The organism is Ursidibacter arcticus (assembly GCF_009761375.1).
Lineage (GTDB): Bacteria > Pseudomonadota > Gammaproteobacteria > Enterobacterales > Pasteurellaceae > Ursidibacter > Ursidibacter arcticus.
The window spans coordinates 1-19,233 of the sequence record NZ_LEKM01000106.1 but is presented as its reverse complement, the minus strand read 5'-3'; the positions used below and the strand labels follow the sequence as shown (position 1 = coordinate 19,233).

General features: G+C 38.9%; 17 protein-coding genes, 3 tRNA genes and 1 pseudogene. 6 read left to right on the top strand and 15 right to left on the bottom strand.

Going from position 1 to position 19,233, the window contains the following annotated elements; translation table 11 throughout:
- Positions 1-38 precede the first annotated feature (38 nt).
- The 8 genes from A1D25_RS02545 to A1D25_RS02510 all read right to left on the bottom strand — a co-directional run bounded on the left by A1D25_RS02545 (position 39) and on the right by A1D25_RS02510 (position 5,200).
- Positions 39-115 (bottom strand) — tRNA-Pro (locus A1D25_RS02545).
- A gap of 24 nt (positions 116-139) precedes the next feature.
- Positions 140-215: transfer RNA gene (locus A1D25_RS02540), tRNA-His, on the bottom strand.
- A 26-nt stretch (positions 216-241) separates the two neighbouring features.
- Positions 242-318: transfer RNA gene (locus A1D25_RS02535), tRNA-Arg, on the bottom strand.
- A gap of 128 nt (positions 319-446) precedes the next feature.
- Positions 447-1,172 (bottom strand): lipopolysaccharide N-acetylmannosaminouronosyltransferase, encoded by a 726-nt coding sequence (gene wecG, locus A1D25_RS02530; protein WP_157394139.1) that lies wholly within the window; start codon positions 1,170-1,172, stop codon positions 447-449.
- Positions 1,162-2,433, bottom strand: coding sequence for an ECA oligosaccharide polymerase (gene wzyE / locus A1D25_RS02525; protein ID WP_157394138.1), 1,272 nt, complete (start codon positions 2,431-2,433; stop codon positions 1,162-1,164). The genes wecG and wzyE overlap by 11 nt, the downstream gene beginning before the upstream one ends.
- 53 nt (positions 2,434-2,486) lie before the next feature.
- Entirely contained in the window at positions 2,487-3,590 is a 1,104-nt protein-coding gene (locus A1D25_RS02520; RefSeq protein ID WP_157394133.1) for a TDP-N-acetylfucosamine:lipid II N-acetylfucosaminyltransferase family protein, read from the bottom strand.
- The gene (gene rffA, locus A1D25_RS02515; RefSeq protein ID WP_157394137.1) at positions 3,583-4,725 is read right to left on the bottom strand and encodes a dTDP-4-amino-4,6-dideoxygalactose transaminase; all 1,143 of its coding nucleotides are present in this window, start codon (positions 4,723-4,725) and stop codon (positions 3,583-3,585) included. The genes A1D25_RS02520 and rffA overlap by 8 nt, the downstream gene beginning before the upstream one ends.
- Before the next feature lie 64 nt (positions 4,726-4,789).
- Complete coding sequence (locus A1D25_RS02510) at positions 4,790-5,200, bottom strand: helix-turn-helix domain-containing protein (RefSeq protein WP_157394132.1); 411 nt, start codon at positions 5,198-5,200, stop codon at positions 4,790-4,792.
- A 180-nt stretch (positions 5,201-5,380) separates the two neighbouring features.
- Between A1D25_RS02510 and A1D25_RS11040 the strand changes: the two genes are divergently transcribed.
- On the top strand, positions 5,381-7,480 hold the full coding sequence (locus A1D25_RS11040; protein WP_240327092.1) for a factor H binding protein domain-containing protein: 2,100 nt from the start codon (positions 5,381-5,383) through the stop codon (positions 7,478-7,480).
- A gap of 79 nt (positions 7,481-7,559) precedes the next feature.
- Complete coding sequence (locus A1D25_RS02500) at positions 7,560-8,966, top strand: surface lipoprotein assembly modifier (RefSeq protein ID WP_476718491.1); 1,407 nt, start codon at positions 7,560-7,562, stop codon at positions 8,964-8,966.
- 63 nt (positions 8,967-9,029) lie between these two features.
- Here A1D25_RS02500 and rffC read toward each other — a convergent pair whose 3' ends face one another.
- The 5 genes from rffC to wecA are packed head-to-tail and all read right to left on the bottom strand — an operon-like array spanning position 9,030 to position 14,053.
- A complete protein-coding gene (gene rffC, locus A1D25_RS02495; protein WP_157394131.1) occupies positions 9,030-9,737 on the bottom strand; it encodes a dTDP-4-amino-4,6-dideoxy-D-galactose acyltransferase in 708 nt (235 codons plus the stop codon).
- Positions 9,734-10,990 carry a UDP-N-acetyl-D-mannosamine dehydrogenase gene (wecC, locus tag A1D25_RS02490; RefSeq protein ID WP_205420571.1) on the bottom strand — a complete coding sequence of 419 codons (1,257 nt, stop codon included), beginning with the start codon at positions 10,988-10,990 and terminating at the stop codon, positions 9,734-9,736. Before wecC ends, rffC begins: the two co-directional genes overlap by 4 nt.
- A 4-nt stretch (positions 10,991-10,994) precedes the next feature.
- Positions 10,995-12,128, bottom strand: a complete 1,134-nt coding sequence (gene wecB, locus A1D25_RS02485) for a non-hydrolyzing UDP-N-acetylglucosamine 2-epimerase (protein WP_157394129.1) — start codon at positions 12,126-12,128, stop codon at positions 10,995-10,997.
- Positions 12,128-12,964, bottom strand: a complete 837-nt coding sequence (locus tag A1D25_RS02480; RefSeq protein ID WP_157394128.1) for a hypothetical protein — start codon at positions 12,962-12,964, stop codon at positions 12,128-12,130. Before A1D25_RS02480 ends, wecB begins: the two co-directional genes overlap by 1 nt.
- Before the next feature lie 24 nt (positions 12,965-12,988).
- Positions 12,989-14,053 (bottom strand): UDP-N-acetylglucosamine--undecaprenyl-phosphate N-acetylglucosaminephosphotransferase, encoded by a 1,065-nt coding sequence (gene wecA / locus A1D25_RS02475; protein WP_157394127.1) that lies wholly within the window; start codon positions 14,051-14,053, stop codon positions 12,989-12,991.
- A 153-nt stretch (positions 14,054-14,206) separates the two neighbouring features.
- Here wecA and hemL point away from each other — a divergent pair, with 153 nt between their 5' ends.
- From hemL to A1D25_RS02455, 4 genes are all read left to right on the top strand, one after another.
- A complete protein-coding gene (gene hemL / locus A1D25_RS02470; RefSeq protein ID WP_157394126.1) occupies positions 14,207-15,490 on the top strand; it encodes a glutamate-1-semialdehyde 2,1-aminomutase in 1,284 nt (427 codons plus the stop codon).
- Positions 15,491-15,671: 181 nt separating this feature from the next.
- On the top strand, positions 15,672-17,378 hold the full coding sequence (menD, locus tag A1D25_RS02465; RefSeq protein WP_157394134.1) for a 2-succinyl-5-enolpyruvyl-6-hydroxy-3-cyclohexene-1-carboxylic-acid synthase: 1,707 nt from the start codon (positions 15,672-15,674) through the stop codon (positions 17,376-17,378).
- On the top strand, positions 17,378-18,133 hold the full coding sequence (menH, locus tag A1D25_RS02460) for a 2-succinyl-6-hydroxy-2,4-cyclohexadiene-1-carboxylate synthase (RefSeq protein ID WP_157394125.1): 756 nt from the start codon (positions 17,378-17,380) through the stop codon (positions 18,131-18,133). The genes menD and menH overlap by 1 nt, the downstream gene beginning before the upstream one ends.
- Before the next feature lies 1 nt (position 18,134).
- A complete protein-coding gene (locus A1D25_RS02455) occupies positions 18,135-18,365 on the top strand; it encodes a zinc ribbon domain-containing protein (protein WP_157394124.1) in 231 nt (76 codons plus the stop codon).
- A gap of 133 nt (positions 18,366-18,498) precedes the next feature.
- On the opposite strand, the gene cspE is transcribed toward A1D25_RS02455, so the two are convergent.
- Positions 18,499-18,711: a transcription antiterminator/RNA stability regulator CspE gene (cspE, locus tag A1D25_RS02450; protein WP_157394123.1), complete on the bottom strand. Its 213-nt coding sequence runs from the start codon at positions 18,709-18,711 to the stop codon at positions 18,499-18,501.
- Between the two features lie 280 nt (positions 18,712-18,991).
- Positions 18,992-19,216: pseudogene (locus A1D25_RS02445) on the bottom strand (glycerate kinase); the annotation flags it as partial.
- Positions 19,217-19,233: the final 17 nt, after the last annotated feature.

The window sequence follows — 19,233 nt, the reverse complement described above, 5'->3', positions numbered from 1 at the left end:
CACAGATTGTCTGATATATTTTTAAAGAACAAATAAAGTGGTCGGCGAGATAGGATTTGAACCTACGACCCACTGGTCCCAAACCAGTTGCGCTACCAAGCTGCGCTACTCGCCGTCAATTATACTTTCGTATATTAAATGGGGTGGCTAATGGGATTCGAACCCACGACAACTGGAATCACAATCCAGGGCTCTACCAACTGAGCTATAGCCACCGTCGTTTTGAATATTGCATTTGCTCTGGCGCGCTCGACAAGATTCGAACTTGCGACCTTTGGCTCCGGAGGCCAACGCTCTATCCAACTGAGCTACGAACGCGTTAGTGCGTCGCAACGGAGGCGTATATTAGAGATTTCAGACTTTCTTGTCTAGCACTTTTTTTAAAAATATTTTTTATGTGCTTTTAATTTATTCAAAATGTTTACTAATTATCAGAATTGATGATTTTATAGCTTATTTGCCACATAATAATAAGCATATTTAAGTAATCTTATTTGCCTTTTCCAACGAGTTGGTTGATGTAATAGCCGATATAGCCACTCCAACCCCATTTTTTGCCAAATAAGAGGTGCTCGTTTTACTTTACCAATAAAGACATCATAACTTCCACCAACCCCCATATACAGAGCATCTGAATAACAACCTTGCATTTTCTGTATCAATAGCTCCTGTTTAGGAGAACCTAATGCCACAGTAATAAACTTTGCACCACTTCGCTGAACACGCTCAATCAACTCGTTTTCCTGAACAGATGAAAAATAGCCATCTTGCTGCCCAACAATATTTACGCCCATCGCCGCCAATTTTACAGAAGTTTTAGATAAAGTTACCGCTTCACTGCCAATTAAAAAAACAGGTACAGCCATTTCAGCAGACTTTCGCATTAGTGCCAACCACAAATCAGCCCCTGCAATTCGTTCAATATGTCGATATTGCGGATATTTTTTATGGATAGATTTCACTATGCTAATCCCATCAGCATAATTATATTCAGAGGCTTGAATTAACTGACGTAATTGTCTATCTTCTTCACTTAATACTATTTTTTCAGCATTTATCGCCACCAAACGCCCTGCTTTTATCTCATTTTCTGAGAATAGGTACTCCACCAATGCCGTTTGTGTTGGTACAGCTAAAATTTCAATACCCCGAATATTTACTTTATCCACTATATTTATTCCTTACAAAAATTTTTAGGAAAAGATAAGCTACCCCACTAACTATGCCAAAAACAAAACTAAAAAAACAAAATCGTGAAACAAAAGCATCAAATCCTTCACGCACTAGCACAATTAAATTAAAGATACTCCCCAAGCAGTAGGCTTGAATAAGTGCAGATGGAAATGTTTGAAATAACCTATCAAATAATTTAATTATGCCCCCAACGCCAACCATACCAATAATAATCAGTGGGTATCCCCCCATAATATAAAATGAGCCGAGTAACGTAGGGGAAATTGCAAGTCCTGATTGATTTCCCAATATCACTTTGGTGAAGTAATTAGCACTATTCCACACAATATCAGGGCGATCTTGCCATAAACGTTGGGGAATATAGACATAAAAATCCCGAATAATTGGCATCAAGCCTTGATATTCAACCTCACTGGATAATATTCGAGCCCAATTTTCCCAAGGCGAAAAAGTATCACGCGTTAAATAGAGAAAAGTAAACCACGCTTCTTTACCATTCACATCTAAGCCATAACGCATTAACGCCAGAAAAAACATTACTACAACACCACCGATGGCAGTAAAAAATAGAGAAGATAATCTAAGGTAGCCTTGATACAAGCCAACCAATATAAATAGCATTACAGCTAAGGCGATATTAGCTCGAGTACCGCCTACGGCAAAATAAGTGAGCAGACCGAAACTCACGCCACAAAATAATAACAACCACCAACGCGTTTTATTTGGTTTCAAAAAATAGAAAATCAGCAAGGCAGGCAATAAAAAATAGAAAAAGCGTTTGAGTGCTACGCCACTTACTAATGATGAAAATATTTGGCTATACTTTTCCAAACGAAATAACAGCAACCCGTTCAAATAAATAAAATAACCAAGGCTTATCACAGCAACCATTGCCAACAAATAAGCGGTAAGATTAGCGTGTTTTTTTGCAAATATAGAAACCTTAACCGAATGTTTTACTTTTACACTTTGCTTATTAAAGAAGTAGTAGTAACTTCCCCAGTAAATCCCATATCCCAAACTCGCCCAAAGCAACGCCATAAACAATTGTTCAGGCGGTGCAATATCGGCATTAAAATAGACTTTAAGTAATAATGAAATCGGGTAGCCTGCAAAAAACGTAACAACATAGATTAAACTAAAAAGAAAATGAAACGAAAAGCCTTGCTGCACATAGCTCCGATAAATAACAGTGAATATACCACTTATGGCAACCACATAAAAAACCGTTAATAACATATATTCCGTCATTTCTGCCAACTTAGCGATATTTGCAAAAAATAAGCATAATCTTACCGCTTATAATGGCTAAGACGAGCAATTTCTTGCAAATTTTCTAACCAATAATGCTGATAATTTGGTGGAAAAAAAGCAATTTGCTGTTTATCACAAGCTACCAACTGCTCTGCCACTTCCTTGATTTGCTCTGCTGAACATTGCCCCATTTCCATAAAAGGAACATTCTCTTGTTGCATATCTAATTTAAATGGATTATTAGGGTGCAATAACACAGGAATGTTCATTGCGGTTAATAGGCAAATTGTGCCTATCCCTTGTTGCCGTTCAAATAAGAAACAGCCCATATCGCAATCTTTCAACCAATCCAAATAAGCGTGATAGTCCAATTTTTCAGTTAAAAGCGTAATGTTTTTTTCAGGGAATAACGCTAAAGCCTGTTGTCGCACCTGTTCAATATAGGCGTAATTGTTGGCAGGATACCCCATCGGTAAAATAATTTGTACCTTTGCACCAAATGTTTGCTGAATATATTGTAGTGCAAGGCAATGCTGATTAGCACGATCGCCCGAATTTCCGACTAAAATCGTCAATGGCTGTTCTGTTTTATTCTCTGTTGATGATGGCACCACTTGGGGCATTTTAGTTGGGAAATAGACTAAGCGATCTTGTTCTGAGCTACGGTTAAGTTGCCGATGAGCATAATCTAAATCCCCCTTTGTCGCCCAAATTCGCCCGATTTTTTGCTGTGCTAGGCGGCGTAAGGGATAAAGCAATTTAAACCGCCAATCCGTTGATTGTTGATATAAATCCGCTCCCCAAACGTGCCAAATGCAACGATAAGCGGGGAGTTTCCCCCATAAAATTGCAAACCATATTCCCCAGTTAAATTGCCCGTGTAATAGAAAATAAGCATCTGCTTGCGATTTCACAAATGCCAATACTGCTTGGGTTAATGCTTTTTTGTTTGGGAAAACATTAATCGGCAAATTGGGATATTGAGTCGTAAGATCTTCTTGGCTTACCACATAAAAAGAGTGCGTTTGGTTTTGCTCACTCTTTTCGGCTAATTTTAGCCATAAATCATCGTTGAAAAAGCGTAATAAACTGTGGTTATGATGGGGGATATCCGCCCCTAAAATATGCAATAGGTTACTCATTTGGGTTCATAAAAAAATCTAACACCGCATCAATCACTTGAGTAATTTCATTATCGGTTAAGTTAAAAAAGAGTGGTAATCGAAGGAGTTTTTCGCTCTCTTGCGTGGTATAACAATCTTCGCCAACAAAAGTACCCCAATGTTGCCCTGCTGGGCTTGAATGTAAAGGCACATAATGAAAGACTGCTAATATCCCCTTTTTGTTCAAATATTCAATCAAAGCTGAACGTTGTTGCTTATCTGCCAATTTGAGATAAAAGAGATGACCATTTGGCTGACAAGCGGTCGGAATATGGGGTAATTTTACCAATCCTTGTTCCGCCAATGATGCCAATGCAGTGTAATAACGTTGCCACAATGCTAAACGGCGTTGGTTGATTTGATCTGCCGACAATAATTGTGCATATAAATAAGCCGCTTGTAATTCAGACATTAAAAAACTTGAGCCAAGTTCTCGCCAAGTATATTTATCCACTTGCTTTTGAAAAAATTGCTTACGATTTGTGCCTTTTTCTCGAATAATCTCGGCACGTTCAACTAGTTTCTCATCGTTGATAACAATCGCACCACCTTCGCCACCTGCTGTATAATTTTTGGTTTCGTGAAAACTATAACAGCCGATATGCCCAATTGTGCCTAATGGTTTATTTTGATAACTCGCCATCACGCCTTGTGCTGCATCTTCCACCACCCACAACTGATGTTTTTCTGCTATCGACATAATTCGCTGCATTTCACACGCCACGCCAGCATAATGTACCACAACAATCGCTTTCGTTTTTGCTGTAATCGCTTGCTCAATTTTGCTTTCATCAATATTCATTGTATCAGGGCGGATATCCACAAAGACAATCTTTGCCCCCCTGAGTGCAAACGCATTTGCCGTAGAAACAAAGGTATAACTTGGCATAATGACTTCATCGTCAGGCTGAATATTCAATAACAGTGCTGACAGCTCAAGGGCATCGGTGCAAGACGGCGTAAGCAATACACGCTCTGCTTGAAAACGCTGCTCAAGCCATTGCTCACATAAACGGGTAAAACGTCCATCTCCCGAGAGCCTACCACTTGCGATAGCCTGCTGAAGATATTCAATTTCTGTGCCAACAACGGGCGGTTTGTTGAAGGGGATAATCGGATATTCCTTTTATATGACTAAGTAAGAACCTATTCTATTCATAATATTTTAGATAGTTCTTCTAATTTTGGTTAGTTGTCAGCTTTCTGAGCAATGAAAGTTCACGCTCAAGGCTTTCGATTAGCTTATCTTTTTGTGCCATTAGTTCTTCTTTATGGACTAATAGCTGTTTTAAACGCTCGGTCTCTTGGCTACTTTGGTTATGACCTACCGTTAAAAAATTGTTAGAATTGCTGTAATCATTGTCTGTATTATGAAAATAAATTTGTCCCTCTTCGCCATAAGACAATAATTCACAAATATCCATATCAAACACTTCGGAAATTTGTTCTAAACGAGGCAAATTTGAACGCACTTCGCCTCGCTCAATTTTGGCGTAACCAGTTACCGACATACCCAATTTATCTGCCATCACTTCTTGGGAAAGTTGATGTGTTTCTCGCAAATGACGGATTTTCTCATTAATTTTCATAATTGCCCTTTTAAGGTAGGTTACCTTGCTTAACAAGGTAATAGACTGTAATCAATAGTCTATGGTCTATTTTATAAGTGTAGTATAAATTAAAACGGTTTTAATTTTAACCATATTATTTTATGAGGTCTATCTATGTCTATTAAACGTATTTCTATTGCAACTGCAATTTTACTGAGTTTGACAGCTTGTGGAAGTAGCGGAGGCGGTTCTAATAATGCTAAACCCAAAACTGATACGCAAGTACATACCCAACCACAAATAAAACAAACGGAAATTGAACAATTAAAACAACAGTTAGCTAATGCACAACAAGCAGCACAACAAGCGGAAGAAAAATTAAAAAATTTATCATTGTTGTCTAATAAAGAAAAAGCAAACTTACAGAAAGAACTAACAGCAACAAAAAGTAATCTTGACGCTATCACTACTCAATTAAAGCAGGCTAATTCAGCTTCTACTAAAACCGTTGATGAGATCAAGAAAACGCTTGCAACGACACAAAATAATCTTACCAACCTTACTCAAGAATTAGCTAAAGCAAATGAAGTTTTAGTGCAAAAAGAAAAAGCAATACAAGCGGAACAAGAAGCAAAATTAAAGGCAGAAGCTGCTTTGTTAGCGTTAAATACACCGCTTACCAAAGAACAAATTTATAAACTAGCAATCAGTGCTGGTTTAGGTAATGGCTGGGCTGATGAGTTGGCAACGGATCTTGTTGGCAAAACTAAGCAAGAAGTTACCGATGAAATAATACTAGCTTCAAAAATATCGAAAGTCAGAACTTTAGCAAGAAATTTTGGTTATTCAGATCAAGATGCAAAAGCATTTGAAAAAGCGAATAGAGATAAAAGTTATGATGATTTAGCTGATTTATTACAAAAAGAAGCAGAAGATAAACAAAATGCTCGTGAAGCTTTAATTACCGAATTAAAACAATTGGCTCAAAGCAAAGGTTTACAAGAGTGGGAAGCCAATAATTTTGCTTATAGCAATGTTGCTCAAGGGAAAGAGGTTGCATTAGCTGAGTTAGATAAGTTAGTTGAACGTAATAACTTTATTAAAGAATTAAAACAATTAGCCAAAGATAAAGGGTTAGAAGATTGGGAAGCAGGTAATTTTGCTTACAGTAATGCGGATAATAGCAAAGAAAAAGCATTAGCTGAGTTAGCCAAATTAGCAACTGAAAAGGAAGCTAGTCAAAAACAAGAAAAAATGTATCAGCTAGCAAATACATATTCTCAGCAACATTTTTATTATAATCTTAATACGACTGATTTTGTCGAACAAAATAAAGATCTAACTTTAGATGAATTTAAGAACAAATTAGATCAATTAGTTACTCATAAACAAAATTTAGAAACACTTTCTAAAGACTATTTATCAAGTTGGGATCTAGAGAATTTTTTGAGAGAAAACTTATATAACACACTAGATGAAGCTGAAATCAGTCTCGTTAACAGATTGAAAGAATTACCTAGCGAGACTCCCACAGGATTTAATCGCAATCAAAATACAAGTTCAATAAAAGAGCCTATTGTTGAAAATGATAAAGAAACGGGACGATTTACAACGACTAACCAGCATCACGATATTTATAACCAAAAATATTCTGTTGTAACAGGGAAATACTATTCTAAAGAAAGTGAAAATCTGCAATATAACTATGACGGAACAAATGTTTGGTATGAACCCGTTGTAAGCAAAACAGCCGAAACTTATACTGTTCAGGATGATAAAGGTTTAGCAACAAAAGAGCTTCAATTCCCAACTGAAGGAAAAGCAACTTATACAGGTGTAGCGTTTGATTCAAAAGGGCAAGGCACACTTACTTATAATGTCGATTTTGCCAATAGAACGGGGGAAGGCAATATCGAAGGATTGGAACATATAGGTCGTTTAACTCTTACCCAAGGTGAAATTTATAAATCAGCTTCAACTGGTAATATGCGAGCAAGAGGTAGTATTATCGCCGATGAATGGAAAACTATTGGAGATATTGCAAGAGGTAGTATTAACGCTAATGAATGGAAAAATATTGGAGATATTAGTGGGCATTATCAGTTAGGGTTTTACGGTAAAAATGCGGAAGAAATCGCAGGTCGTGCAAGACTACAACAGTCACTAAATGGTGGATGGAGTACGTATGAGATGTATTATTCGTCACCAACTACATTTATTAGAGATCGGATGCTCCCAAAAGATAACCAAAATGGCTATAGTAATCATCAGGAATTTGATATTGGCTTCGGCGGTACTCGTGGCGAAATCCAAAAATAGTTTTTAGCTATTCAATTTGATGGTGGGGACACACACTATGCGTCCCCACACTAATAAAAAATATTTCCAATAAAATCTAATGAAATCAATACCTTTTATTTTTCTTATTCTTCCTACAACACTTTTAGCAGAAACTATTTCTACGCCTAAACCGTTATTTTTTGAAGAAAAATCTGATCATTTTAAACCAACAGAATTTGCAAAAAATTCACCGAATTTAACCGCTTATACTCCAATATTTACACCAATCGAACAAGCGAATTTGGATCAAACTATCACCACTCTATTGGTTACTAAACAGTGGCAAGCCTTAAAACCAGCATTGGAAAACTATGTTAAACAGGCAAGTTTTGATCCGATTTTATATCGTTATGCGAAAGGAGCGATGTTACGAGCAGAGCAAGATTATGACGGGGCGATTGAGCTTTACCAACAAATTTTACAAGCTCAACCACAGTTAGCTTATCCACGTTTTGATTTGGGTGTAATGTTGTTTGAAAATAAACAATATCGTGAAGCGAAACAGCAGTTAAACCAAGCAAAAAACGCCCTTGATCCACAAGTGCAACCGTTAGTCGAGCGTTATCTACAAGCAATGAAAGAACGCCAAAGCTGGCAACCCGATGCAGAATTACAATATACACAAACCGATAATGTCAATAATGCTTCGAGTGAACGAGAAGTGGAAATATCTGGATTGCGTTTTGTTAAAAATGCCGATTCCTTGCCACAAAAAGCACACGGTTTCCGTTACGGTTTGGGGGCAAGTAGAGAAATCAACCTGATCGGTAATCATTTTGTGGCATTTGAAGGTCGATTTAGCGGTGTGCATTATTGGGATAATCAGGATTACAGCGAGAAATCGTTATACGGTTCATTCGGTTATCGGAAACATTCTGCATTGCAATCTTGGGGTGTTTTGCCGTTTTTTGAACAAAATTGGTTGGCTTCGCCACGTTATAGCCAAAACTTCGGGGCAAATGTTGAGTTCCGCCGTCAGCTTAACCGCCAATGGACGTTTTCCACTAATTTGAATCACACACAAAAACGTTATGCCGATGAAAATATTGCACAGCGTTATAACGGCTATATCAATGGGTTATCCACTTCATTAAGCTATACCGTCAATCCGAATTGGGTAATGTTTGGCGGGATCGAACTCAGCAAAGATCGCACTAAAGATAAGGCGGAATCCTCTATCCGTAAGGGGATTAATCTTGGTTCATTAGTGCGTTATGGCGATGTTGCGAGCCGAGTCAGTTTGCGTTATGTAAAACGTAATTTCTTAGCAGATAACTTCTATTTCCCGAAAAAACGACTTGATAATGAATACAGCGTAAATGCTAGTCTGTGGCATAACCGAATTCAATGGCGTGGCTTTGTGCCAAAATTAAATTATCGTTATCGAAAAATTGACAGTAATATTTCCGCTTTTTATAGCCGTTCAAGCAGTGAATGGTTTATGACGATAGAAAAGAATTGGTAAGCAGTTGTTTTTTATATTTTTTATAAAAAACAGAGTTTTCCTTGTTAGAAAATGCTTTATCGCCTAACAATAAAACCAACAATTAACCGCCACAATTTTCGCCCCCAGCGTTTGATATAGTCCTATCGCTTGGGGGTTATTTAATTGTGTTGTAATTTCAAGCAGCGTGGCATTTTGGGCTTTTGCTTGCAAAATAGCTGAATGAAGTAACCGCTTGCCAACGCCTTGTTGCTGATGTTTAGGAGAAACCGCAAGTAAACCAATTTTAGCTTGTTCACCATTATATCGAAGGCTAACAACCCCTTGTAATTCACCGTTTTGCTCGGTAATCAAGCAGAGATCGTCAAACGCCCCTTTCACTGCATTTTCGATCCACTGCTGGTAAAAACGTTGATTTTCCGCTTGAGTAAAGTATGGGGGACGAAATCGGCTATTTGGGAAAGCGGTTGCCACTAGCGATTTCAATGCTGGCAGATCTTGTGCTGTTGCCAATCGGCAATTGGGGTAAGCGGTGAGATCTTTCGTATATTTTGCAAGATCTAATTGAAAGATCATCTCCCCTTGTACAAAGCGGAAACCTTGTGCTTGTAGAAAATCTATTTTAGCGAGATCGCCACTCGGAATGTTAGCTTGGTATAAAATATTCTCGCTCATTGCTTGATGAAAATGGGGAATGTTTATATCTGCTATGGGAATAAACTCATCAAAATAAATTTGGTAAATTTCACGCCCGAAAAAATCACTTTCCCATTGATTTCGTTCTATTCTCATTGCCAAATTCCTTTACAATCCACAATCCAAGGCTGTGTAGGTTTAAGCGTTTTAAAAGGTTGATGATCTACGAGTAAAACCACAATATCCGCTTGCTGTAATGCGATTGTGTGATCAACTAACTCGGCTTTATTTTGAAGATTTTCTGGCAAAACCTGAATATGCGGTTCAACCACCAAAACTTTTCCACGATGCCAATCCGCAAGCGTTTGAGTAATGTTTAGTGCAGGGCTTTGTCTCAGATCATCTACATCGGCTTTAAATGCTAAGCCAAAGCAAGCAATGGTAAGTTCACTAGGCTTGCAATTTTTTGCTGTTGCACACTCCGCTACTGTGGCTTTCACTTTTTCAATGACCCAATTCGGTTTCTGCTCATTAACAAGGCGAGCCATTCGGATCAACCTTGCTTGCGTTGGAGCTTGTGCCACGATAAACCAAGGATCGACCGCAATACAATGTCCCCCAACACCTGCCCCTGCTTGTAAGATATTCACTCGTGGATGGCGATTTGCCAAACGGGTAAGCTCCCACAGGTTAATATCAAGCTCATCACAAATCATTGATAGCTCATTGGCAAAGGCAATGTTTACATCACGAAAACTATTTTCGGTTAATTTGCACATTTCGGCAGTTCGTGCGTCTGTTGCAATACATTCCCCTTTTGCAAAAGATTGATATAAAGCCACCGCTTGTTTGGCAGAATAAGCATCTAGCCCACCAATAATGCGATCATTTTCAATCAGTTCTTGCATAATTCGGCTAGGAAGCACTCGTTCTGGGCAATATGCAATCGCAATATCAGGCTGTTCTTGTCTGTCCGTTGGAAAGGCTAAATCTGGGCGTGCGGTTTTCAACCACTGTGCTATTTGTTCCGTAGTCCCGACAGGCGATGTGGATTCTAAAATAACTAAATTCCCCTTAACTAAAACAGGGGCAATACTTTGCACAGCTTGTTGAATATAGCTCAAATCAGGCTGATATTCGGCTTTAAAAGGTGTAGGCACTGCAATAATGAAAGCATCTGCTGGCGGAATTTGTTCTGTTGCAAAAAATTGCCCAGAACTGACCGCTTGCGACAAACTTTCGGCTAATTGTGGTTCTTGAATATGTGGCATAGCTTGATTGACGGCGTTCACAATCTCAGAGTTTACATCGACCCCAATCACCTTTTTACCCGCTAAAGCAAAAGCGACTGCAGTCGGCAAGCCAATATAACCAAGCCCAATGACCGCTACTGTTTCAATATTTCCCATTGTGTTACTCATTCAATTCTTTCAAAATTTGTACAATTCGCTCACAAGCCTTTCCATCGCCATAAGGATTATCCGCTTGGCTCATTGCATTATAAGCATCTTTATTTGTCAGTAGCTGATGAACCGCCTCAATAATTTGAGCCGAATTTGTACCGACTAATTTTGCTGTGCCTGCTTCAATCGCCTCAGGGCGTTCTGTCATTTCTCGCATTACCAACACGGGTTTATTTAATGCTGGGGCTTCTTCTTGAATACCACCAGAATCCGTTAGTACTAAATAGGCTTTTTCCATTAAATAGATAAATGAAAGGTAATCTTGCGGTTCGAGCAAAAAGAGATTAGGAATATCCGCTAGTCGTTGCTTTACAGGCTCATTCACATTTGGGTTTAAATGAACAGGGTAAACAATTTGTACATCGGAATGTTGGCGTGCAATCTCCGCTAATGCGTTGCAAATTTGTTCAAAACCTTGCCCAAAACTTTCTCGGCGATGCCCTGTAACTAGAATGAGTTTTTTCTGCTCATCTAAAAAGCAATATTGTTGTGCAAGTTGCTGTACAAGCGGTGGGTTTTGGTGAATTTTTTGCAATGCTAGAAAAAGGGCATCAATCACCGTATTACCTGTTACCCAAATATGCTCGGTATTTTTACCTTCTCGACATAAATTTTGCTTTGCGGTTTCCGTTGGGGCAAAGTGATATTGAGCAAGAACGCTGGTTAAAGCTCGGTTCGCTTCTTCAGGATAAGGAGAAAAAAGATTGTTCGTGCGTAAGCCTGCTTCAATATGCCCTACTGGAATTTGCTGATAATAGCAGGCTAATGATGTCGCAAAGGTAGTGGTTGTATCGCCGTGAACAAGCACCAAATCGGGCTTAACTTGGCTAAAAATGGCTTTTAGTGCGGTAAGAATTTCAACGGTAGTGTCAGTTAGGTCTTGCCCTGATTTCATAATATCAAGGTCGAAATCAGGCACTATGTCAAATAAACGCAAGACAGAGTCAAGCATCTGACGGTGTTGTCCTGTAACACAAACCTGCGTGAAAAAAGCACCGTCTTGCTGTAATAATTTAACAAGCGGTGCCATTTTAATGGCTTCTGGTCGTGTGCCAATTACAACCAAAATATGACGTTTTAACATTATGCAGACTGGCGTCCTACACGAGAAAAACCGATAAACAATAGAGCTAACAACAAGCCAATCACACCACCACACAATCCCCAATATATTTGGTTTTGTGCTTGAGCCTTTTTAACCGTTACACTTTGGGTAATTCGGTAAGGGACAAGTTTATCATCTAACGGCTGAACAGCTCGCATTAGACTTAATTTTCCATTCCAATCTTGTTGAGCAATTTGCTCGCCTTGTAATACTGCGCCAAGTTGATTTTCTGCTGAAAATTTTACCTGCTGAAATAAAACTTTCCATTTGGTAATCAACTCGCCATTTAAGCTTTCTCGTGCTTTTACACCTGCAAATTGAATGTAATCATTTAGTAAAACCTTAGCTTGCTCTGCATTTTGCCAAGTAAAAGTAGCGTTACTGCTATCATTATATTTTGGCAAGACAGATGCAAATCCTTCAATAAAATGTGGCAATACTGCTTCAACAAGCTGTTTATGATCAGAGGCGTATTTTTTAACAATCTCGTGCTGTGCTAAAAAAGCTGTTAATACATCTTGAGAAGATAAGTTAAGCAAAAATTCTTGATAGACATTGTTTGTTAAGTGTCTCTCACTCTTGCCTTGTAAAAAATCATAGGTGGTTGCGAGAGCATAATAATTCCCCAAATCTTGCACAACAGGTTCTTCTAATTTAACTTCTGCCTGCCATTGCTCAGATTGAAATTCAGACGACTTCCAACCAATAGCACTCCCAATTAACGTCAGTAAAATGAAGATAAATAAACTTTGGGAAAATAGCCCCAGTCGATTAAATCGGGTGGGCTGTTTTTTTGTTTCTAATTCGAGTTCCATTTTGTTTTTGCTCCGATATAAATTTTAGCTACTCTGTTTTCTGCGTAATCGGCGTTTGTGACGGCGAACAAAACGGGTAATTCGCCACGCGTGTACGATAGAGTAAGAATATAAGAAAAATAAGGCAATAAAGCAGATAAACATAACCCACTGGTTCCAGTAGTAAATTTCACCTAATACGCCAAAGGTTGTACAAAGGGCTGCACCGAATGCAATTACCGCTAAGGCTTGACGAGATGTTAATCCTGCTCGCATCATTAAATGGTGAATATGTAAGCGGTCTGGACGGAATGGGCTTTTACCTTTTCGCAAACGGCGGAAAATAATCGCCACCATATCAATTAACGGCACAGCAATTAACCATAAACCTGTAATGGGGCTAATGGCGTGTCCTTGCCCTTGTGTACTCAAGAGCAAAATCCAAATCATTGTAAAACCAATTAAAGTACTCCCCGAGTCGCCCATAAAGACCTTCCATTTCGCCCCAAAAACACTCAAATTAAACATCGCATAAGGCAGAAGGACTAACAATAAGCCGAAGCACCAATAAGCTAAAGTGTATTGCTCATCAAGCCACATTAAAATACCGATACCTGCAAAACTTACCGAAGAAAGCCCCGCTAACAGCCCATCAATACCATCAATCATATTAAACGCATTGATAATCGCAATAGTGATAAATACCGTTAATACCACCCCAACAGCACCAAGCTCTAAGCTAAAAGGGGCAATCAGCTGTCCAAGACTGGCAATGGATAATCCACTATAAATCATTGCCCCTGCTAAACAGGCTTGAATACCTGCTCGTAAAAAGGGGCTAATATCAAAGCGGTCATCTAGTACACCGATAATCAGCAAAATAGTTACCGCTGTTAAATAAAGCTCTGGGAATTTCATCTGTTGCCATTCCAATAAATAGAATGTTAAATTCCCAAGAAATAAAGCGATCCCCCCAATTAACGGGATAACACCTTGGTGGCGTTTACGAAAGTTTGGTTTATCCACCAAGCCTATTTTCTCTGCCACAGGTCGCATTACAATCAACGCTAAGAAAGATACGCAAAATACTGCAAGAAACGTCTGCCACATAGACGAATTTACCTTAAGAGTTATTGATAAAACTGCTCGTCAGCATAGCATAATCGCTAAAACTCTCAATTTTTTTCATTCAATAGTCGCTTATTTCGTGAAATTTTACAGTACAATGTTGCCTATATTTAGTCGATAACAAAGGAAACCCGAATGACCTCATCTCTTTCTCTCTTTGAAAAAGCACAAAAAGTAATCCCTGGTGGTGTAAATTCGCCTGTTCGAGCCTTTAAAGGCGTGGGTGGCACACCTGTTTTTATCGAAAAAGCACAAGGTGCTTACATTACCGATAGCGAAGGTAAACGTTATATTGACTATGTGGGGTCTTGGGGCCCAATGGTGCTAGGGCACAATCACCCAGCAATCATCAATGCGGTACTTGAAGCTGTACCAAATGGGCTAAGTTTCGGTGCACCAACAGCTATCGAAATTGAACTAGCTGAGTTAGTTTGCAAACTTGTTCCATCTATTGAAATGGTTAGAATGGTTAGCTCTGGTACAGAAGCCACAATGTCTGCAATCCGCCTTGCTCGTGGTTATACCAAACGCGATAAAATTATTAAATTTGAAGGCTGTTATCACGGTCATTCTGACTCTCTACTAGTAAAAGCTGGCTCTGGTGCATTAACACTCGGTCAGCCAAGCTCCCCCGGTGTTCCCGAAGATTTTGCTAAACATACCATTACTTGCGAATACAACAATTTAAACTCCGTCAAACAAGCCTTTGAACAATACCCAAATGAGATAGCCTGTTTAATTATTGAGCCTGTGGCTGGTAATATGAACTGTATTCCACCAAAAGATGGTTTTTTACAAGGTTTGCGTGAGCTATGCACTGAATACGGTACTGTCTTTATTATTGATGAAGTAATGACAGGTTTTCGTGTGGCACTAGGTGGTGCTCAAGCACACTATGGCGTAACGCCAGACTTAACGACTTTAGGTAAAATTATCGGTGGCGGTATGCCTGTCGGTGCATTTGGTGGCAAGAAAGAAATTATGGAATACATTGCCCCAACAGGCCCTGTGTACCAAGCAGGAACGCTTTCAGGCAACCCGATAGCAATGTCAGCAGGTTTAGCCTGTTTAACCGAGCTATCAAAAGCAGATAATGAAGCCAAATTAGCCGAAAAAACCAAAACACTTGCGGAAGGTTTCAAAACGCTTGCAGATAAGCACAATATTCCACTGACAGTGCAATATGTTGGCGGAATGTTCGGTTTATTCTTTACGGAACAGCAAACTATCGAAAGCTATCAAGATGTAATGAAATGCGATGTTAATGCATTCAACACCTTTTTCCACAAAATGTTAGAAAAAGGCGTTTATCTCGCACCAAGTGCATTTGAAGCTGGCTTTATGTCGCTTGCTCACAGTGATGAAGACATCGCCCACACATTAGCAATGGCAGATCAAGCCTTTGCAGAGATGAAATAACGACAATAAGCGGGGAGATTTTGAGCGTTTTTTGCAAAATCTCCTCGTCTTTTTATTCCAAATAACAATTTCCTACCGCTAAAAAAGATAATTCTTACATTTTCACGAGCCACTACATAACCTTGCAAAATTTTGCTACAATCTGACCGCTTATTTATCATTAAAGAGAAGAAGAATGACGATCAACACCAGTACTTTTAATCGCTCTTGGGCGAGAGTGGTGCTTAATGCACTACTGCGTTATGGCGTAAAACATTTTTGTATTGCACCTGGCTCTCGCTCTACTCCGCTGACACTTGAAGCGGTAAGATTACAGCAACAAAATGCAGCAGAATGCCATACTCATTTTGATGAGCGTGGTTTAGGCTTTTTTGCATTAGGGGTGGCAAAAGCAACTCAAGCACCTGTGGCGATTATTGTAACTTCTGGTACTGCTGTGGCAAACCTTTACCCAGCTGTGATTGAAGCATCTTTGACACATCATAAATTGATTGTGTTATCAGCGGATCGTCCGCCTGAATTGATTGATTGTGGTGTAAATCAAGCAATTCAACAGCAACATATTTTCGGGCAATATCCTGTGGCAAGCTTGAATTTGCCAAAACCTTCTTCTCATTTTAGTCCAAATTGGTTGATTGCAACGGTTGAACAGGCTTGTACACAACAAGCAGAAAAAGGGGGCGTTGTGCATATCAATGCACCTTTTGCAGAGCCTTTATATGATGCGGATGAAAATGCGATTGGGCAAGATCCTTGGTTAGCACCTATTCAACGTTGGTTAAATCAACCTCAAACAAAATGGATCGACCAACAGGCAACTCAACAAGATGTGTTAATGCACGAAAATTGGGATTATTGGCGAACCAAACGTGGTGTAGTTGTCGTAGGTAAATTACCTTTAGAGCAAGGAATGGGCTTGAAACTTTGGGCAGAAACGCTAGGCTGGTGTTTAATCAGTGATGTGCAATCAGGTATTGAAGCAAGTCTGCCATTTGCTGATATTTGGCTATCAAATAAAACTGTCGAACAGCGTTTATTACAAGCCGATATTGTGATCCAATTTGGCTCGCAAATTGTAAGTAAACGAGTAAACCAATTTCTCAATGCATTCAAGGGCGAATTTTGGTTAGTTGAAAATTCCCAAGACTATCTAAATCCTTATGCACATCAGCAAACTCGTTTTGTTGCAAAAGCTCATCATTTTACACGAGTACACCCACCGCTTCGCCAAAAACCTTGGTTACTTGAGCCGTTGGCATTGTCGCAATTCTGTGCTGGTTTTATTGAGCAACAAGTGGGCGGTAATTTAAATGAAGCCTCATTAGCACATCATATTGAGCGAGTAATGCCACCAAATGGCAACCTATTCTTAGGGAATAGTTTATTTGTGCGATTAGTTGATGCACTGTGTAAATTACCTGAAGGCTATCCTGTTTACACTAATCGTGGAGCAAGTGGCATTGATGGCTTAATTGCGACCATTGCAGGTATTGCGAAAGGTAGCAACGCACCAACCGTTGGGGTTATTGGCGATATTTCTTGCCTGCACGATCTAAACTCTATCGCATTGCTACGCAACATTACACAGCCAACACTATTATTTGTGATTAACAATAACGGTGGGGCAATTTTTGATATGCTACCTGTTGATGCTCAAGCAAAAGAGAAATACTACCGCTTATCGCATAATTTAGAATTCTCACAAATTGCAACAATGTTCGGTTTAGAATATCTACGTCCTTACACTTGGGCAGATCTCGCCACCAAGCTCAAACAAGCGTATGCTCGCAAAGGTGTAACGATTGTCGAAATCAAAGTGAACGATCAAGAAGGTAGCTCATTATATAAAGCCTTACTTGAACAAATCTCACGAGCTTCTATCGACTAATGTTAGCGTATCAGTGGCATCGTGATTCGGGCATTCCTGTGGTTTTCCTGCACGGATTGCTCGGCTCTCAACAAGATTGGCAACAGGTCATTTGCCTGTTGCAAAAAAATCCAAAAATCCGACCGCTTACACTTGATCTTCCTTGCCATAATCAGAGCCAACATATTGATTGCCATAGTTTCAGCGATGTTCGTCAGCAACTTCATTCCACATTAAATACGCTTATCCAAGAGCCATTTTACTTAGTTGGTTACTCATTAGGTGGACGTATTGCATTAGATTATCTACATCATCAAGAGCAGGCTAACCTGCTGGGGGTGGTGTTAGAAGGTACTAACATAGGGCTACAAAGTGAACAGGAACGTCAGACTCGTTGGCAAAATGATCAATATTGGGCAAAACGATTTCGTACCGAGCCACTTCGCAATGTGCTAGAAGATTGGTATCAACAAGCTGTTTTTGCAGATTTAGATATTCAGAAGCGGGCTGATTTTATCCAAAAAAGGCAAGATAATTGTGGAGAGAAAATTGCACAAATGCTTGAAGCAACTAGCCTTGCCAAACAGCCTTTTTTTGATTGCCAAATGAGAAATGAACTGACCTTTTTTATTGGAGAAAGAGATCAAAAATTTCGGCAAATGGTCGAGAGACACCATTTACCTTATCAACTGATTGCTAATGCAGGACATAATGCACATCAGCAATCCCCTGATCTCTTTGTGAAAAATTTATTCGCTTTTATCGAAAGGAAATAATATGGCTTTACGTCGTTGCCCTGAATGTCATAAAAAAATTAGTGATAGTGTGGAGCATTGTATTCATTGTGGTTTCTCATTCAAAGAAGCAGATTTAGAAATTTATAAGCAAAAACTTGAACAACGCCGCTTAGAAAACCAAGAAATCAATCGCCAAAGTGTCAAAATCCATCTTATCTGGTTAGCAATTTTTATTGCAGTGATTGTAACTGCAACGGTGATACAGAACTAAGTAATAGAATACTGTGGCATAGAATCTAAAGCATAATTATTCTCTATGAACAAGCGGGCAGATTGATAAAACTTTTTACCAATCTGCCCGCTTAGCTATATTCTTAGTTTAGATTAAATTTTAAATCTAATTATTAACGAATCACAACCACATCAATAGCTGATGGACCACGTTCTGAATCTTGAACGGTATATTCTACTTTATCGCCTTCATTTAAGGTTCTAAAGTTAGTTCCAACAATACCAGAAAAGTGTACGAATAAATCTTTACCATTATCTGCTGGAGTAATAAAACCAAAACCTTTATCTGAGTTAAACCATTTAACTGTGCCTTGTAATTTAGACATTTTGTCTTCCTTTGTGTATAAAAATTTAAATTTGTGCTTGAAACAAGCGGTGACGCTAAGAAATTGAATTTAGATAGAGATAGATATTAAAAGACTTTCAAGAACAAATTTAAAACTTGTAGTACAGGAAGTGCAATAAATAACGAACTTATATAACCAGCTTTTTAGCTTGAGCATTATTAGAACACGCTACACTATTTAAAGCAAACACTTTCTACAGAAGTGATTGATTTATAAGTATAGTAAGAGCTTCCTTGCTCATATATTCCAATAGGATAGATCATAAAGATAATTTCAATAACCTTGCCACATTCTCTGCTGTTGAAATTAAATTATCTCTCCCTGCTTTCAGTGTTGCATCTAGCGAATCCAACTGTCGAATTATAGGAAAGACAGCATCAATACCACATTGATAAACAACAGAGTAATCTTCTTTCAAACAACCCGTTATTGCAATAACAGGTTTTGCATATTGCTTAGCAACATTAGCAACACCAATGGGTGTTCAGACTGATGACAAAC

Excerpts from the sequence above, each read along its gene's own strand:
- rffC (WP_157394131.1), bottom strand. The coding sequence starts at position 9,737 with ATGAGAATAGAACGAAATCAATGGGAAAGTGATTTTTTCGGGCGTGAA.
- A1D25_RS02520 (WP_157394133.1), bottom strand. The coding sequence starts at position 3,590 with ATGAGTAACCTATTGCATATTTTAGGGGCGGATATCCCCCATCATAAC.
- menH (WP_157394125.1), top strand. The coding sequence starts at position 17,378 with ATGTTAGCGTATCAGTGGCATCGTGATTCGGGCATTCCTGTGGTTTTC.
- wzyE (WP_157394138.1), bottom strand. The coding sequence starts at position 2,433 with ATGTTATTAACGGTTTTTTATGTGGTTGCCATAAGTGGTATATTCACT.
- wecB (WP_157394129.1), bottom strand. The coding sequence starts at position 12,128 with ATGTTAAAACGTCATATTTTGGTTGTAATTGGCACACGACCAGAAGCC.
- A1D25_RS02480 (WP_157394128.1), bottom strand. The coding sequence starts at position 12,964 with ATGGAACTCGAATTAGAAACAAAAAAACAGCCCACCCGATTTAATCGA.
- cspE (WP_157394123.1), bottom strand. The coding sequence starts at position 18,711 with ATGTCTAAATTACAAGGCACAGTTAAATGGTTTAACTCAGATAAAGGT.
- wecC (WP_205420571.1), bottom strand. The coding sequence starts at position 10,990 with ATGGGAAATATTGAAACAGTAGCGGTCATTGGGCTTGGTTATATTGGC.
- hemL (WP_157394126.1), top strand. The coding sequence starts at position 14,207 with ATGACCTCATCTCTTTCTCTCTTTGAAAAAGCACAAAAAGTAATCCCT.
- A1D25_RS02500 (WP_476718491.1), top strand. The coding sequence starts at position 7,560 with ATGAAATCAATACCTTTTATTTTTCTTATTCTTCCTACAACACTTTTA.
- A1D25_RS02510 (WP_157394132.1), bottom strand. The coding sequence starts at position 5,200 with ATGAAAATTAATGAGAAAATCCGTCATTTGCGAGAAACACATCAACTT.
- wecA (WP_157394127.1), bottom strand. The coding sequence starts at position 14,053 with ATGTGGCAGACGTTTCTTGCAGTATTTTGCGTATCTTTCTTAGCGTTG.
- A1D25_RS02455 (WP_157394124.1), top strand. The coding sequence starts at position 18,135 with ATGGCTTTACGTCGTTGCCCTGAATGTCATAAAAAAATTAGTGATAGT.